The sequence below is a fragment of the Pandoraea oxalativorans genome (assembly GCF_000972785.3).
GTDB classification, from domain to species: Bacteria; Pseudomonadota; Gammaproteobacteria; order Burkholderiales; family Burkholderiaceae; genus Pandoraea; species Pandoraea oxalativorans.
Map to the genome: position 1 here is coordinate 1,912,510 of NZ_CP011253.3, position 15,782 is coordinate 1,928,291.

Genomic DNA, 15,782 nt, shown 5'->3' on the forward strand with positions numbered 1-15,782 from the left:
CACACGGAATTCAAAGCCATGCCGCAAATCGTTGTATTGCCTCACGTCGAGTTGTGCCCGGAGGGCGCTGTGCTGGAGGTTGCGCCGGGCACGTCGGTGTGCCGTGCGCTGCTCGATAACCACATCGAGATCGAGCATGCCTGCGAGCTGTCGTGCGCCTGTACGACGTGTCACGTGATCGTGCGCGAAGGTTTCGAATCGCTGGAAGCCGCAGAAGACGAAGAGGAAGATCTGCTCGACAAGGCCTGGGGTCTGGAGCCGACGTCGCGCCTGTCGTGCCAGACGCTGATGCCCGACGACACCGATCTGGTGGTCGAGATTCCAAAGTACACGATCAACCACGCCAAGGAAAATCACTGATCGACGCCGTTTGGCCTCGTGCAGTGACGAGACAACAAAGGAGCTTCCCCATGAAATGGACCGACAGCCTGGAAATCGCGATTGCGTTGACTGAGGCGCATCCCGACGTCGACCCGCAATATGTGCGGTTCACCGACCTGCACAAGTGGGTGATCGCGCTCGATGGTTTCGACGATGCCCCGGATCGTTCCGGCGAGAAGATCCTGGAAGCCATTCAACTGGCATGGATCGACGAAGCCGACTAAGTCGGGATGTCGTGAGAGACGAAAGGATGCGCTGTAAGTCATCGCATCTCAAAACAAAAGCCGCTCGGGAGAGCGGCTTTTGTGTTTCTGGGAGACGAATGCTCGTGCTGGCGGTGACAGGCCGCCGACGCCTCAGCTTGCGCGAACGAGTCCGTTGTTTTCCAGGCGCACGCGGTCACCCGGTTGAACACCCGGTTCGGACTGATAGGTCCAGTAGCGCGTCTTGCCAGTATCCATGCGGACGTAGACGCGATACACGGTGTCGGAGCGCACGCGCTTTTCGACTTCGTTACCGGCCAGACCCCCGCCGAGCGCGCCGACCACCGTCATTGCCGTACGGCCGTTACCTGCGCCGAACTGATTGCCGAGCAGACCGCCAGCAACGGCGCCCCCCACGGCACCCAAGCCCGAGGCATGACCTTCCGTACGGATCGGCTGCACCGATTGCACCGTACCGCACGTAGAGCAAGCTGCGGCTTGCTGTTGCGTCGGTTGTGCCGGTGCTGCCGTTTGTTGCGCATACGAGGGCTGCGGAGCCGGGGCGCGCCCTGCCGCTTGTTGCTGCGTCGCATATTGCGCTTGCTGCGGGGCGGTCGTCGCGGAGGGTTGCGATTGCGATTGTGCCGAGAGCGACGGCGGTTGCGGCGACGTCAGCGCATATTGCGAACTGTTGCCCGACGGCGCGGGGCCATCCGTACTCTTGGCCACGGGCAGCACGCCGGTAATGGCGGCGACGCCCAGCAGACTGACTACGACGACGCTGCCAGCAGCGGCAGCGACCAGGGGATGCATGCGGCGCGGTTGCACATCGTTATCCATGTTCTTTTCTCCATCGTGCGGTAAGTGCGAATCCCCTTCTGCGTGCTGGCGTGCACGGGCGATTTCGCATGAGAAAAGTTTCCGTCACGGCAAGCGCGGCATCCGTTTCATTTTGTAACGCGATGTAAGATGTGCATCGCTGCGACCTGTGCCGATCGATCCTGATGTTTTTCTAAGTTATTGAAAAATATAAACATTGTTCATCGGTGACAGCGAGCGTTCCCCAAGTCGGACGGGGCGCAATTAACAAAAGAAACAAGCCGTGGGGGAGGCAAGACGTGAATCGACAGACGGTGACGTCAAGTGGGCCACTTCGGCAGCCAGGCAAGGCTTCGGGGGCCATCACATTCTCACGCGGGGTCGTCGTCGCAGCCGTCGTCGTCATGCTCGTTCAGTGGCTTGCACTGGGTGCGTGGGCCGCGAGTTGGTTGACGAGCGACGGCAGCGGCGAGAACGGCATGCCACCGCTCGGCCACGATCTGCGTATCTACTGGACGGTGTCCTGGATGACGACGCATCTCGGTCCGATGTCGGCATTTCACCCGGACACGCTCGACGCCGCACAGCTCCAGTTCTTTCCTGCCTACACCGAACTCGGGCATTGGCTCTATCCACCGACATTCCAATGGCTGATCCAGCCGCTCTCGTGGTTGCCTTATTCGTGGACGTACGCGATATACGTCGCCGTGAGCGTCGCGTTGTTTGCGTTGGCGGTGATGCAATGGCGACGATGGGCCGGTTGGCCGTGGCGCGTGGTGATGGCCTTTCCCGGCCTTTGGGTGGCCGTGCTTGTCGGTCAGAACTCCATCGTGACGTTGTTGCTGATGACCGTCGCACTGACTCAGGCGAGTGTGCGCCCGCTGCTGGCGGGGGTGTGCGCGGGTTTGCTCGTCATCAAGCCGCAGTTCGCGCTGCTGTTGCCCCTGTGGTGGCTATGCGGCAGACAATGGCAAGCGCTAGGGGCGATGGTGCTTGCAGGGGGCGCTTGTTGCGCCCTCACGCTGCTGTGGGGCGGATGGCCATTGTGGCAGGCGTTTTTTGCGGCGGTGGCAACGTTCAACGCAGACATCGTCCAGCAGGGCGCGGGAGATATCTGGCACGCGATGCCTACGGTGTTTGCGATGGCGCGGTTGCAGGGCGCGACGCTGCCTGCGGCGTACGTGGTGTACGGGCTCGTAGCGATACCGTCGGTGCTCTTTACGGCGTGGTTGTGGGTGAGACAGGCGCCGTTGCCGCTGCGCGTGGCTGCCGCCATGGTCGCTACGCTTCTCGTCCAACCGTACTTGCTCTACTACGAGCTGGCGTGGTTGATCGTGCCTTTGCTATGCCTTGCCGTGCCGATAGATCAGGCACGGCTGGGTTCGCATCAAACCGATGTGTCGCGCGGACCATGGAAACGGCTGGATGACTTGCTGCTGGCGGTTGCCTGGGTGTTGCCGCTGCAAGCGTATCTCGCTGTGCTGTGGACGCCGATGGGGCAGTGGGGGGTGTGGGTACTGCCGACGCTAATGATACTGATCGTGATGCGCGCGCGCCGATGGACGCATCCGCGCCCGACGTGACGCGCGCATAATGGCGCGCATTGTCTGTGAACGTCATTCCCATCGACCTGTCCCACCGTCATGATCGATACGCTACCCGCTCTTGATACGCCGCTCGATGCGGCTAGCCATCCGCATATCTATCCGTACGTCGTGCAACGTGCGTGGGTTGACGCGCACGATCCCGAGGGGGAGGTGACCGAGCCATTTTCCGACGACGTGTTCGTCACGCTTGTCCTCGATAGCCCCACGGGACTTCGACGCCTGCACGGCAACGATCTGCAGACGGCCGACCTGACCTTTGAAGCGGTATTCGCGCAGGCCGCCGCGAATCTCTCGCGGGCCTGGACGGCGCGTCACTTCGAGTTCGGTATTGCGCGTCTGGACGACGGCACGATGATCGGCGGCTCGCGAGGCAACTGGATGGCCCCCGCCGGTGCACTCGTGCTGGGCAATCTTTACCAGTCGATGGTCGAGCATTTTGCGACGACGGAATTTGCGGCCATCGCCGTGAACCGAACCTTCGTCGTGGCGTTTCCCACCGACGCGAAGACGCTTTCGTCGCTGGCGCTGCGTCAATTGGTCGAGGGTGCATCGAACGGTGCGGTGCTCCCCATCTCGCGTAGCTGGTTGCGTCTCGATGGCGACTGGCCGTCCGCTTATCGAGGAAGTCCGGCTTTCTAAAACCGGACTTTTGTATTGACTCGTTTCACATAGCTGCTGCTCGCGACCCGAAAACGTGACATCGATGCCTACCTAGACTCATTGACGGCACATTTCGCTGCCGTCATTGGAGACTACGTATGCCAGCTTTGCCATCGATACCGGGCCACGCTGCAAGCGCCTATGCCGCTCCCTCTCTCAATTCAATCGGCGGCGGACTTCCTGCACTGTCGCCGATAGCTTCCGACCGCCCACCGAACATGACCATGGCGTCCGATCTCGACAGCGCTCGGATTCTGCGTGCCGTCGCCGAACCGGTGTCGCGCGCGTCGTGTCGGGCGCTGCTGCCGCGTGATGCGCCTGTAGAGGTGCACATCGACGGGCGCACCATCATGCGTTTGAATACCGAACCGGACCGCGTGGCGTTTCTGAAAGGGCACCGGGCTGGCGTGCTCTGGATGGAGATGCTCGACGCGACGCGTGCCGCAGACGGATGTCCTGCCAACGTTCGCGCGGGCGACGTGCCCTCGGAGATTAGTCAGCGTATGGCATGCCTCGGTGTAGGCGCGTCAGAGCCGGGGCGCGAAATTCATCCACCTTTGGAGGCGAACGCCGCAGCGGTCTCGGACACCCCTGTGGCGGCAGCGCCAAACGTGGACGTCAGTGAATTCGCTACCGTCGAGGCGTTATCGCTACCGTCGGTGTATATCCGTGAACCGGGCTTCGAGCCGGGAACGATGGCGGCGCTCGAGTACGACCTCGGCTGGCGTGCATTGGCCCCGTCGTGGCGCGCGGTGATACCGGTGATCGACGAAGCCATGTGGGCAGCCGATCCGAATACGGCGCTATTTTGTGCAGTTGGCCGCGCCATTCTTCCGCATCTTGCCACCCGCAAAGAGGGGGACATTGCGGATACTATCTGCGCGCGCATCGTAGCGTTTCACATGCATGCGGGCGGGCTTGTCGATTGTCTTGGGAACGTAACTCGATCGGTGGAGCGAATGGGGGAGGCGGGCGAAGCGGCAACCGTTTCGGTGATCGAGATCAACGACGTTCTCGTCGCATGTGCAGGGACCGACTGGCGGAAGTCGGTGGTGGGCCGGGAAGGGGAGGATGCGCTCACACGTCGTCGTGAAGCTTGCACAGAAGCGGTGACGAACACATCGACGATAGCGGTGCCTGCGCAAGTGGAGGGGACCACACCTGAATTGCAGGCGGCGGCGGGCGAAGACAGGGGACAGTCGTGGATCTCGCAACGCTTAAATTACCTGTGGCGATGAAAAAAAGCCGCAACCCGAAAGGGCTGCGGCTTTTGCGTTGCCGGGCGGTATGAGATGAGCGTTGACACGTCATGCCGCGTCAACGCGATCCATCCTCCGATCAGTCTTCGCGGCGCAGGTGCGGGAACAGCAGCACGTCGCGAATGTTCGGGCTGTCGGTGAGCAACATGATCAGACGATCGATGCCGATGCCGCAGCCGCCCGTCGGGGGCATGCCGTACTCGAGTGCACGAATGTAGTCGGCGTCGTAGTACATGGCTTCCTCGTCGCCGGCGTCCTTCTGCTCGACCTGCGCACGGAAGCGCGCAGCCTGATCTTCCGGGTCGTTCAACTCCGAGAAACCGTTGGCGATTTCGCGGCCCGTGATGAACAGTTCGAAGCGCTCGGTAATGCCCGGCAGCGTGTCCGAGGCGCGCGCCAGCGGCGAGACTTCCACCGGGTAATCGACGATGAACGTCGGTTCCCACAACTGGCTCTCGGCGGTCTCTTCCAACAGCGCGAGTTGCAGCGCGCCGAGGCCTGCGTTCTTGAACTGCGGCGCGTCGACCTTCACGCCGTACTTGCCCAGCGCGCCGCGCACGAAATCGATATCGGCGAGTTGTGCATCGGTGTACTCCGGTGCGTACTTGCGGATCGCTTCGACGATCGTCAGGCGATGGAACGGCTTCGACAGGTCGAGTTCGCGGCCCTGATATTCGATGGTCGCGGTGCCGCGTGCGTCGATCGCAGCCCGACGGATCAGCGCTTCGGTGAAGTCCATCAGCCAACGGTAATCCGTATAGGCTGCGTAGAACTCCATCATCGTGAATTCCGGATTGTGGCGCGGCGACACGCCTTCATTACGGAAGTTACGGTTGATTTCGAACACACGCTCGAAGCCGCCGACGATCAGGCGCTTCAGATACAGCTCAGGCGCGATACGCAGATACATTTGCATGTCGAGCGCGTTGTGATGCGTGATGAAGGGCTTGGCCGCCGCACCACCCGGGATCGGGTGCAGCATCGGCGTTTCGACTTCCATGAAATCGGCGCTCGTCATGTACTGACGAATCGATGCGATAGCCTTCGCGCGGGCGCGGAAGGTGTTGCGCGTCTCCGGCGACGTGATCAGATCGACGTAGCGTTGACGGTACTTCGTTTCCTGATCGGCCAGACCGTGGAACTTGTCCGGCAGGGGACGCAGTGCCTTGGCGAGCAGTCGCAGTTCCTTGACCTTGACCGACAGTTCGCCGGTGCGGGTGCGGAACAACGTACCGGTTGCCGCGATGATGTCGCCGATGTCCCAGCCCTTGAAGGCGGTCATCGAATCGGCACCGACGTCGTCGCGCCCGATGAAGAACTGGATCTGACCGCTGCCGTCCTGCACGGTAGCGAAAGCGGCTTTGCCCATCACGCGCTTGAGCATCATGCGACCGGCCACCGACACCGCGATGGGCTCGGCTTCGAGCGCTTCGTTCTCCACGCCCTGATAGCGGGTTTGGAGATCGCCGGCGTGCTGTTCGGGACGGAAGTCGTTCGGAAACGCAACGCCGCCCGCGCGGATCGCCGTCAGCTTCTCGCGACGCTCGGCGATGAGCTTGTTGTCGTCCTGCGGCAGGTCGTTGGCCTGATTGGCCGAGTCGGCCGGAGTGTTTTGATCGGTCATGATGCGAGCGATGAAGTTATTCGGTAAAACGCAGCGTGTGGAGCAGCGCATTCTTGAGCGAGCCATCGGGCGCGCCCAGCCAGATCAATTCGGTGCGATCCTGATGCGGGCTGGCATTGGCCGCAGCGCTCGGGTCCCGCACAAACAGCGCCGCGATCGACTGCGAGCGCGGCTCGTACAAAATGTGGACGTACTCGCTAGGGCAGTCGTGCGGCTTGCAGCTCTGCACCAGCAACCAGGGCTTGCCGGCGACGCTCACCCGTTGCGACGGCGTCGAGGTTCCCCCCTGACGCACCCACGCGGGCACATTGCGCGGTGCAACGATGCGTGCATAAGCGCCCGAGAAATCCGGGCGCTTGAGCAGTTCATGCAGATACGGTCCCGTCTCGGGATTCGCACCCGGTGCACCCGGCGTACTCGCCGGGGCAGCCACGGCGGCGCGCTGAAGACACAGCGCACTCACCACCCACACGGCTAGCGTGCGGACAAACGCCATTCCTTACACTCCCTGCTTGAGGCTCGCCGAGATGAAGTCGTCCAGGTCGCCGTCGAGCACCTTGCCGGTGTTGCCGGTTTCCACACTGGTACGCAAATCCTTCACACGCGACTGGTCGAGCACGTACGAGCGAATCTGGTGACCCCAACCCACGTCGGTCTTGCTCGATTCGAGCTTGTCCTGCTCGGCACGGCGCTTGCGCATCTCGTGTTCGAACAGACGCGAGCGGAGCATGTCCCACGCTTCGGCGCGGTTTCGGTGCTGCGAACGGTCGTTCTGGCAGGCGACGACGATACCCGTCGGAAGGTGCGTCAGACGCACGGCGGAGTCGGTCTTGTTGATGTGCTGGCCACCCGCGCCCGACGCGCGATAGGTGTCGGTACGCACGTCGGCCGGATTGATGTCGATTTCGATCGAGTCATCCACTTCCGGATAGACGAACAGGCTGGCAAACGAGGTGTGACGGCCGCCCGACGAGTCGAACGGCGATTTGCGCACCAGACGGTGAACGCCGGTCTCGGTACGCAGATAGCCGTAGGCGTAGTCGCCCGTGACCTTGAGCGAGGCGCTCTTGATGCCGGCGACGTCACCGTCCGACACTTCGAGCACTTCGGCCTTGAAGCCCTTGCGTTCGCAGTAGCGGAGGTATTGGCGCAGCAGCATGCCGGCCCAGTCGTTGGCTTCGGTGCCGCCGGCGCCGGCCTGGATGTCGATGAAGCAGTTGTTCGGATCGGCCGGGTTGTTGAACATCCGGCGGAACTCCATGTCACCCACGCGCGCGGCGAGACCCTGCGTGTCGCTTTCGAGCGCCAGGAGCGAGTCTTCATCGCCCTCGTCGCGGGCCATGTCGAACAATTCCTGCGTGTCGGAAAGGCCGGTGTCGAGCTCGGTCAGGTTGGTGACCACGCTGTCGAGCGCCTTCTTTTCCTTGCCCAGTGCCTGGGCGCGTTTGGAATCGTTCCAGATGTTGGGATCTTCGAGTTCCTTGTTGACTTCCGTCAGGCGAGCTTGCTTGACATCGAAGTCAAAGATACCCCCTGAGCTCGCCAACGCGGGTGCGCAGGTCGGCGAGCAGGGATTCGAGGGCGTTGAGGCGTTCGGCTTCCATGAGCTAGGGCGTTTGCAAATTCGGGAAAACCGGAATTATAACGCAGCGAAGCCCTCGTTTCCCCCATTTTTCGGGGGCTTTCAACGACTTTCGGACAGTGGCTTAGCGCGATGTGTGGCGCAGACCGAACGCATCGCGCGCGTAGCCGGCATCCGCGAGCGACGTATCGTCGAACGTGGCGAGCACTTCGACCTGGCGTTGTTGCTCGTAGTGCAGACGCCATTGATCGACGGCGCGGAAGAACAGGCCGAGCGGTGTGACCGGCGCAGCAACGACCGGCGCGGTGGCGTTCACGGTGGCGTTCAGATCGGCAGCGGCGGACAGAGGGCGATACATGATGTGATTTCCTTCACAGGGCGCGGCGTGCAGGCCGGAGACGGGATGTCATGGCTGACGTCGCATTAGGGATAACCCGAAGCTTATTCCTTTCCCATGCGCTGAAAAAGTGAATTGTTTAGCTGATTTTGTTCACTATTATTGAAGTGACGTCATTCGTCGCTTAACATTCGAATCGCCCGACATTCTCCCGGTATTGTCCCGGACAGACAGGTGCAGCCGCCGCTCCCCAATGGATTCCGGCGATTTGCCTTCGTTGTTTCGCGGCGCCTCGATTCGTCGATTCCTCAATTCCTCAATTCCTCAATTCCTGCTGGCCGCCCCCGGAGCATCGTCATGGACTTTCTGCAACTTCAGACCTTCAAGGCCATCGTCGACGAAGGCAGCGTGCTGGGGGCCGCCGAGGCGTTGCATTGCGTTCAGTCGAACGTGACGGCGCGCATCCGCTCGCTCGAACACACGGTGGGCGTGAAGCTCTTCCATCGTCAGGGACGCCGTCTGCAACTCACGCCCAGCGGCCGCACGCTGCTCGGTTATGCCGACCGCATTCTGGCGTTGTCGCGCGAGGCAAGCGCTGCGCTCAATCCGGCAAACGAGCCGTCCGGCGACTTCTCGCTGGGCGCGATCGAATCGTCCGCGACCTCGCGACTGCCGGCTGTGCTCGCAAGGTTCCACGCGGCCTATCCGAAAGTGCGTCTGAATCTGGTGACGGATACGTCGCTGAATCTGCTCGACGAAATTCAGCACGGCCGGGTCGACGCCGCGCTGATCGCGGGCACCGCGTGTCTGGAGGCACAGGCGCAGACGTCGGTCGTGGCCGACGAGATCTACCGGGAGCCGATCGTGCTGGTGGCGCCAGCGCGCGCCGGGCGGGTCCATGAAGCGGCCGATCTCTCGGGGGCGACATTGCTCATGTGGCCGCCGGGCTGTCCGTATCGAGGCACGATGGAGCAGTGGCTCGCCGCAAATGCGGTCACGCCGGGGCGCATTCTCAGCTATGGCAGCTACGCAACCATCGTGGCGTGTGTCGGTGCGGGGGTCGGCTATTCGCTGGTGCCGCGGGGGATTTACCTGCGTTACCGTCAGGAAGCGAACATTGTCGGGCACGCGATGGAAGACCTCGCCTCGGTGCCGAACTTCTTCGTTCGTCATCGGGGCGTCGAGGTCCATCCGGCACGCGAAGCGTTCCTGCGCGTGATGCGTGAATACGTTGCAGAGGCGCAGCCCGAAACACGTCTCGGTGAAGCACGTGTTCAGCCCTGAGCGTGCTCGATGATCATTTGCACACGCGATACGCCATTAAACGTGTCCGCAGCTAAGCGATACGCGAATTGCGCGCGGCTTGGCAACGTGTCGGCGTGATTGAACCAGATCGCGTTGAAGCGCATGCGGCCCCGTCCGAGTTGCAGCTTCAGGTGCTTGTCTTTCAGGATGGCTTGCGAGAGCACGTCGAACTCGCCGGAGAACACGGGGGGCGGAAAGCCCTGTCCCCAGACTTGGGCGTCGAGCATGGCGACGAAGGGTGGGACGAAGCAATCGTCACCGATGTCGCCGTCGGTTTCGATCACGCGGGAGAGCGTCTTCTCGTCGAGCCATTCCTGTCCGACGGCTTCGAACGCGGCCTGAAAACGCGGCAGCGCGTCGGCAGCGATCGTGAGACCGGCCGCCATCGCGTGGCCACCGAACTTGCCGATCAGGCCGGGTTCGCGTTTGGTGACGAGGTCGAGCGCGTCGCGCAAATGGAAGCCGGGGATCGAGCGTCCGGATCCTTTGATCTGACCGTCGTCCCCCGGTGCGAACACGATGGTCGGGCGGTAGAACCTCTCTTTGAGGCGGGCCGCCACGATACCGATCACGCCTTGATGCCACGTTTCGTTAAACGCGCAAAGCGTGGTCGCGGCACGTGGATCGAAACGCGCCAGGTCGGCCAGCGCTTCCTGCTGCATGCCCGCTTCGATTTCGCGACGCTCGCGATTCATCGCGTCGAGTTCCTGCGCGAGCGTCCAGGCGCGGGCGTCGTCGTCCGTCAGCAGGCATTCGATGCCGAGCGACATATCCGCGAGGCGTCCGGCGGCGTTCAGGCGCGGGCCCAGACCGAAGCCGAGATCGAAACTCCCGGCCTGCCGTGCGTTGCGGGCGGCGGCGCGAAAGAGGGCGTTGATGCCGGGGTGCATCCGTCCTGCGCGCATACGCGACAGGCCCTGTGCCACCAGAATGCGATTGTTGGCGTCGAGCTTGACCACGTCGGCCACGGTGCCCAGCGCGACGAGGTCCAGTAACGTATCGAGCCGCGGTTGTTCGCGTGCGTCGAAAGCGCCACGTCCACGCAATTCGGCGCGCAACGCCAGCAGCACGTAAAACATCACGCCGACCCCTGCCAAATTCTTGCTGGGGAACTCACAGCCCGGCTGATTCGGATTGACGATGCAACGCGCGTTGGGCAGTTCGCTACCCGGCAAGTGGTGGTCGGTGACCACGACTTCAATGCCAAGCAATTGCGCAGCAGCCACGCCATCGAGGCTGGCGATGCCGTTGTCGACGGTAATCAGGACATCCGGCGGACCTTGTTTGCCGCGTGCGGCGAGCGTCACGATTTCCGGTGTGAGTCCGTAACCATATTCGAAGCGGTTCGGCACCAGATACTCGACGTTCGCGCCAAACATGCGCAGCCCGCGTACGGCCACGGCGCAAGCCGTCGCCCCATCGCAGTCATAGTCGGCCACGACGAGCATGCGTTTGCCCGCGGCGATGGCGTCTGCGAGGAATACGGCGGCCTCTTGCGCTCCCTTGAGCTGCGTCGGCGGAATCAGGCGAGCGAGGGCGGTTTCGGTCTCGGTGCTCTCGAGGACGCCGCGCGCGGCGAACAGACGGGCCAGCACGGGGTGGACGCCGTCACGCGAGAGGGTGTCGGCGGTCGTCTCGTCGACGCGTCGGGTGACGATATCGGTCATGCCACTTCCTCGCCTAGCCGGGCCAGCGGCACCATGCGTGCCGTGAGCCCCTGGCGACGCCAGAACTTGCGAAGGTCGCCGCTACGGGCGCGAAGGGTCACGCAATGGCTGTCGCCACACAGCGTGAGCGCGACTTCACGCGCTTGCCCTTTTTGCAGACGCTCCAACGCCGGTGCCAGCCAGCGACGGTCGAGCTCGACGAGGGCGTCGCGCCAGCGTGCCCAGTCTTCCACCAGAAAATACGATGTCAGTGTGTCGATTTGCACCAGCGTGCGGCCGTCGGCAGCATCGATACCCGCCGACGTTGGGTGCAGTGCGATCTGCATATGATTCGCCAATCCGCGCGTGGCGGGGGCGTCGGCCAGGACCGTGACGCACGGACGATTCATGCGGGGCGCGGCAATGCGCTGACCGCCGCCGAACAGCCAGATCGCGTTCACGGGCGGCAAGCCGCGCGCTTCGCGCGCCTGATTGGCCGGGTGGTCGTACCAGGCCATCTGCACTTCGTTTTGCCATTTGCGCCACGTCAGTTCGGCCTTGCCCTGAGGCAGCCAGATGTCGACGTTGCGCCCGGCGGCGCGCGCAGGCGACGCCGTGAGAAGGTCGCCCAGCGCGGGGGCGCTCAGATACCACCGGTCGGGGCGCGGCGCGATCAAATCGCCGCCTTCTTCGGCAAACAGCCCGTGCGCCGTCGCGAAAAGGGCGGCAGATTCCTCCGCGCTCAATGCCAGTTCGGCCGGGTCCGTCAGCACGAGATGGTCGGTGGCGATGTGAATGTGAGCGGGTTGTGCGCAGTACCAGAACCGGGTGTCGAGCGCGCCGCTGTCGTCAAACAACATGAACGGCGCGAGCGGCGCGCGCGCAGGGCCGCCGGGCAGCCCGAAAGCGTCGGCGAGCCAGCGTTCGTGCGGCAGCGTGGGGACAAACGGGTCTTCCGGCACGTCCTGCGCCGACTGAACGCCGCGCGCGAGCAACTTTTCGAGCGCGGGCAACTCCAATTCGGCCAGCAGTGCGGGCAAATGGGCCGACGCGGGGAGCGCGAACGGCAAGAGAAAGTGCAGGGCAGGTGTATCCATGTCGAGGCGAATTGTATGGCAAACTTCGCGCTGGCAGTTGGGTGACCCTGACGTCAGGTACGGAACGTACCATTCACCGCGCCGGGCAGGGGCCGGGGGCGGAGTTTGGGTACTGGGCCCGCGCGGTTGCAAACCGGCGCCGGTACGCTCCGATCGATCCTTATCAAGAATCAGGAATCCGTTTGAAATTCCCATACGAATGGCAGATCGGCTGGCGCTACACGCGCACCGGCAAGCGATCATCCGGCAACGGTTTCATTTCCTTCATCTCTTTCATCTCCATGGCCGGCATTGCGCTGGGCGTGGCGGCGCTCATTGTGGTGCTCTCGGTGATGAACGGCTTTCAGAAGGAAGTTCGGGACCGCATGCTCTCCGTGCTGGCGCACATCGAAGTCTTCGCGGTCGACGGCAATCTGCCGGACTGGCAGCGCACCGCCGCCGAAGCGCTGCAAAACAAGAACGTCATTGCGGCTGCGCCTTACGTGGGCGAGCAAGCCATGCTTACGCGAGACGACAACGTGCGCGGCGTGGTGCTGCGCGGCATCGTCCCGAGCGAGGAAGCGAAGGTCTCCGACCTCGGTAAGCAAATTACGGATGGCACCCTGAATAACCTGACGCCGGGCAGCTTCGGCATCGTGCTCGGACGCGAGCTGGCGCGGGCGCTAAGCGTGAGCATCGGCGACAAGATCACGCTCGTGGCTCCTCAGGGGACGATCACGCCCGCAGGCGTGTTGCCGCGCGTGAAGCAGTTCACGGTGGTCGCGATCTTCACGGCGGGGCATTACGAATATGACAGTTCGCTCGCGTTGATCGACCTGCATGACGCGCAAACGCTATTCAGACTCGACGGCCCGACGGGCGTGCGTCTGAAAATTCGGGACATGGAGCAGGCGCCGCTCGTGGCGCGCGAACTGGCCAAGACGCTCTCCGGCAACATGTGGGTGCGCGACTGGACTCAGCAGAACAAGAACTGGTTCGTGGCGGTGCAGACCGAAAAGCGCATGATGTTCATCATCCTGACGCTCATCATCGCGGTGGCTGCGTTCAACCTGGTGTCCTCGCTGGTGATGACGGTGACCGACAAGTATGCGGACATTGCCATTCTGCGAACGCTGGGTGCGCAGCCCGGCTCGATCATGAAGATCTTCATCGTGCAGGGGGTGACGATCGGCTTTGCCGGGGCGTTGCTCGGTGTCGGCCTTGGTTGTCTGATTTCGGTGAATATCGGAACGATTGTTCCGTTCATCGAGCATTTGCTGGGGATCCACTTCCTGCCGCAAGACATCTACTTCATTTCCGAATTGCCCTCGGATCTGCAATCGTCCGACGTGATCCGCATCGGGGTGATCTCCTTCATCCTCTCGGCGCTTGCGACGATCTATCCGAGCTGGCGTGCCTCGCGCGTCAAACCGGCGGAGGCCCTGCGCTATGAGTAATGCGAATCAATCGATGGCCCCGGTGCCGAATCTGGCTTACGACGGTCCTGTGTTGCGGGCTCGCGATCTGCACAAGACGTTCAAGCAAGGTCAGTTGAATGTGACCGTGCTCAACGGGGCGAGTCTTGACGTTGCGCCGGGCGAGAAGGTGGCGATCGTCGGCGCGTCGGGTTCCGGCAAGAGCACTTTGCTTCATGTGCTGGGCGGGCTCGACGATCCATCGCGCGGCGAGGTGTCGTTGCTCGGCAAGCCGTTTTCGTCGCTGCGCGAGCGCGACAAGACGGCGCAGCGTAATCAGTCGCTCGGCTTCGTCTATCAGTTTCACCATCTGCTGGCCGAGTTCTCCGCGCTGGATAACGTGGCCATGCCGCTGCGTATCCGCCGTCTGCCGACCGAGCAGGCACGCGCAGCGGCACAGGTGATGCTGGAGCGGGTCGGTCTGGGGTCACGGATGAAGCATCGTCCGTCGGAGCTGTCGGGCGGTGAGCGTCAGCGAGTCGCGATGGCGCGGGCGCTGGTCACGCAACCCGCATGCGTGCTGGCTGACGAGCCGACCGGTAACCTCGACGGACATACTGCCGAGACCGTGTTCGAACTCATGCTGGAGTTGTCCGAGACGCTCAAGACCAGCTTCGTGATCGTCACGCACGATATCGATCTGGCGCGTCGTTGCGATCGGGCCTTGCGTCTTCGCGAAGGGGTTCTGGAGTCCGCGTAAGGTTGTGCAAGGCGAGTTGTCGCTCGTCATGGCGGACAGAGAAGCGCCGGGGATTTCCCCGGCGTTTTGCATTTTCGGGACGGCGTGCGAACGCGTTTTTCGGCAACGTCCTAGACCATGATGCGGTGTTGTCCGATGGTCACGACAACGACGACGTGCGAGCCTTGTCGTCGCCCCGTAGAATTGACGCGTAAGGACACCTGACCATGTGGATCGATACCCATTGCCATCTCGATGCGGCCGAGTTTGACGCCGACCGCACCACTGTGATTACCGACGCCGTCGCTGCGGGGGTGGTCGGCCTTGTCGTGCCGGCGGTCGAATGTGCGACGTTCGACGCGGCCCGTGCTGCCGCTCGCGCAGTGCCGGGCGGCGCGTATGCGTTGGGCATTCATCCGCTCTACACGCCACGTGCGCGTGAGGAGGATATCGCGACGCTGCGTCGGGCGGTCGAGCTTGCCATGGGGGATCCGCGCTTCGTCGGCATTGGCGAGATCGGGCTGGATTTCTTCGTCAGGACGCTCGACCCCGAGCGTCAGCAGTTCTTCTACGTCGAGCAACTGAAGATCGCACGCGATTTCGATCTGCCGGTCATTCTTCATGTGCGTCGCTCCCAGGATGCCTTGCTCAAACAGCTTCGGATCTTTAAGCCGCGAGGCGGCATCGCCCACGCATTCAATGGCAGTCGGCAGCAGGCGGACATGTTCGTCGAGCGCGGCTTTTGTCTCGGGTTCGGCGGGCAAATGACATTTGATCGCGCTTTGCAAATTCGTCGTCTGGCCGTGGACATGCCGCTGGAATCCATCGTGCTGGAGACGGATGCGCCCGACATTGCGCCTGAATGGCGCTACAAACAACGCAATAGTCCCGTGGAGTTGCCACGCATTGCGCAGGTGTTGGCGGCGCTGCGCGGCGTCGCACCTGAGGTGCTTTCTCAGGCGACGTGTGCCAACGCCTGGCGCGTGCTGCCGCGCTTGTCCGGTGCCATGGCGATGGGGCCGGGTGACGGTCCCGCCACAAACCTCTCTCTGATTTCCCCCGACACTTCCGGGCAATCGCGCTGACGCCCGGGCGTCGCGCGACTGTCGAAACATGACGTGGTGACGTC

General features: G+C 62.8%; 16 protein-coding genes. 9 read left to right on the top strand and 7 right to left on the bottom strand.

Annotated features, from left to right (window positions below; genetic code table 11):
* Positions 1-18: 18 nt before the first annotated feature.
* Positions 19-360: an ISC system 2Fe-2S type ferredoxin gene (gene fdx / locus MB84_RS08645; protein WP_039399319.1), complete on the top strand. Its 342-nt coding sequence runs from the start codon at positions 19-21 to the stop codon at positions 358-360.
* A 50-nt stretch (positions 361-410) separates the two neighbouring features.
* Positions 411-605, top strand: a complete 195-nt coding sequence (gene iscX, locus MB84_RS08650; RefSeq protein WP_046291488.1) for a Fe-S cluster assembly protein IscX — start codon at positions 411-413, stop codon at positions 603-605.
* 132 nt (positions 606-737) lie between these two features.
* Here the strand turns inward: iscX and MB84_RS08655 are convergent, their stop codons facing one another.
* Entirely contained in the window at positions 738-1,424 is a 687-nt protein-coding gene (locus tag MB84_RS08655) for a glycine zipper 2TM domain-containing protein (protein ID WP_046291489.1), read from the bottom strand.
* A 383-nt stretch (positions 1,425-1,807) separates the two neighbouring features.
* On the opposite strand from MB84_RS08655, the gene MB84_RS08660 reads away from it, so the two are divergent.
* From MB84_RS08660 to MB84_RS08670, 3 genes are all read left to right on the top strand, one after another.
* A complete protein-coding gene (locus tag MB84_RS08660; protein WP_046291490.1) occupies positions 1,808-2,986 on the top strand; it encodes a glycosyltransferase family 87 protein in 1,179 nt (392 codons plus the stop codon).
* A 60-nt stretch (positions 2,987-3,046) separates the two neighbouring features.
* A complete protein-coding gene (locus MB84_RS08665; RefSeq protein WP_046291491.1) occupies positions 3,047-3,649 on the top strand; it encodes a DUF1444 domain-containing protein in 603 nt (200 codons plus the stop codon).
* A gap of 245 nt (positions 3,650-3,894) precedes the next feature.
* Positions 3,895-4,908 carry a hypothetical protein gene (locus tag MB84_RS08670; RefSeq protein ID WP_157122666.1) on the top strand — a complete coding sequence of 338 codons (1,014 nt, stop codon included), beginning with the start codon at positions 3,895-3,897 and terminating at the stop codon, positions 4,906-4,908.
* Between the two features lie 100 nt (positions 4,909-5,008).
* Here MB84_RS08670 and lysS read toward each other — a convergent pair whose 3' ends face one another.
* The 4 genes from lysS to MB84_RS08690 all read right to left on the bottom strand — a co-directional run bounded on the left by lysS (position 5,009) and on the right by MB84_RS08690 (position 8,493).
* The gene (gene lysS / locus MB84_RS08675; RefSeq protein WP_046291493.1) at positions 5,009-6,553 is read right to left on the bottom strand and encodes a lysine--tRNA ligase; all 1,545 of its coding nucleotides are present in this window, start codon (positions 6,551-6,553) and stop codon (positions 5,009-5,011) included.
* Between the two features lie 16 nt (positions 6,554-6,569).
* Positions 6,570-7,049, bottom strand: a complete 480-nt coding sequence (locus MB84_RS08680; RefSeq protein WP_052653071.1) for an Ivy family c-type lysozyme inhibitor — start codon at positions 7,047-7,049, stop codon at positions 6,570-6,572.
* A gap of 3 nt (positions 7,050-7,052) precedes the next feature.
* Positions 7,053-8,157, bottom strand: a protein-coding gene (gene prfB, locus MB84_RS08685; protein WP_211279360.1) for a peptide chain release factor 2 whose coding sequence is annotated in 2 segments (ribosomal slippage) — positions 7,053-8,084 and positions 8,086-8,157 — 1,104 coding nt in all. Because the reading frame shifts where the segments join, the coding sequence is not laid out codon by codon here.
* Positions 8,158-8,259: 102 nt separating this feature from the next.
* Positions 8,260-8,493 (bottom strand): hypothetical protein, encoded by a 234-nt coding sequence (locus MB84_RS08690; protein ID WP_046291494.1) that lies wholly within the window; start codon positions 8,491-8,493, stop codon positions 8,260-8,262.
* A 336-nt stretch (positions 8,494-8,829) separates the two neighbouring features.
* Between MB84_RS08690 and MB84_RS08695 the strand changes: the two genes are divergently transcribed.
* Positions 8,830-9,756 carry a LysR family transcriptional regulator gene (locus MB84_RS08695; RefSeq protein WP_046291495.1) on the top strand — a complete coding sequence of 309 codons (927 nt, stop codon included), beginning with the start codon at positions 8,830-8,832 and terminating at the stop codon, positions 9,754-9,756.
* On the opposite strand, the gene recJ is transcribed toward MB84_RS08695, so the two are convergent.
* Positions 9,747-11,444: a single-stranded-DNA-specific exonuclease RecJ gene (gene recJ / locus MB84_RS08700; RefSeq protein ID WP_046291496.1), complete on the bottom strand. Its 1,698-nt coding sequence runs from the start codon at positions 11,442-11,444 to the stop codon at positions 9,747-9,749. The two genes, MB84_RS08695 and recJ, sit on opposite strands and share 10 nt — an antisense overlap.
* Positions 11,441-12,520, bottom strand: a complete 1,080-nt coding sequence (locus MB84_RS08705; protein WP_046291497.1) for a hypothetical protein — start codon at positions 12,518-12,520, stop codon at positions 11,441-11,443. The genes recJ and MB84_RS08705 overlap by 4 nt, the downstream gene beginning before the upstream one ends.
* A gap of 182 nt (positions 12,521-12,702) precedes the next feature.
* Here MB84_RS08705 and MB84_RS08710 point away from each other — a divergent pair, with 182 nt between their 5' ends.
* The 3 genes from MB84_RS08710 (at position 12,703) to MB84_RS08720 (ending at position 15,738) form a co-directional block, all read left to right on the top strand.
* Positions 12,703-13,956, top strand: a complete 1,254-nt coding sequence (locus tag MB84_RS08710; RefSeq protein WP_046291498.1) for a lipoprotein-releasing ABC transporter permease subunit — start codon at positions 12,703-12,705, stop codon at positions 13,954-13,956.
* Entirely contained in the window at positions 13,949-14,674 is a 726-nt protein-coding gene (gene lolD, locus MB84_RS08715) for a lipoprotein-releasing ABC transporter ATP-binding protein LolD (protein WP_046291499.1), read from the top strand. The genes MB84_RS08710 and lolD overlap by 8 nt, the downstream gene beginning before the upstream one ends.
* A gap of 206 nt (positions 14,675-14,880) precedes the next feature.
* Positions 14,881-15,738: a TatD family hydrolase gene (locus MB84_RS08720; protein ID WP_046291500.1), complete on the top strand. Its 858-nt coding sequence runs from the start codon at positions 14,881-14,883 to the stop codon at positions 15,736-15,738.
* Positions 15,739-15,782 lie beyond the last annotated feature (44 nt).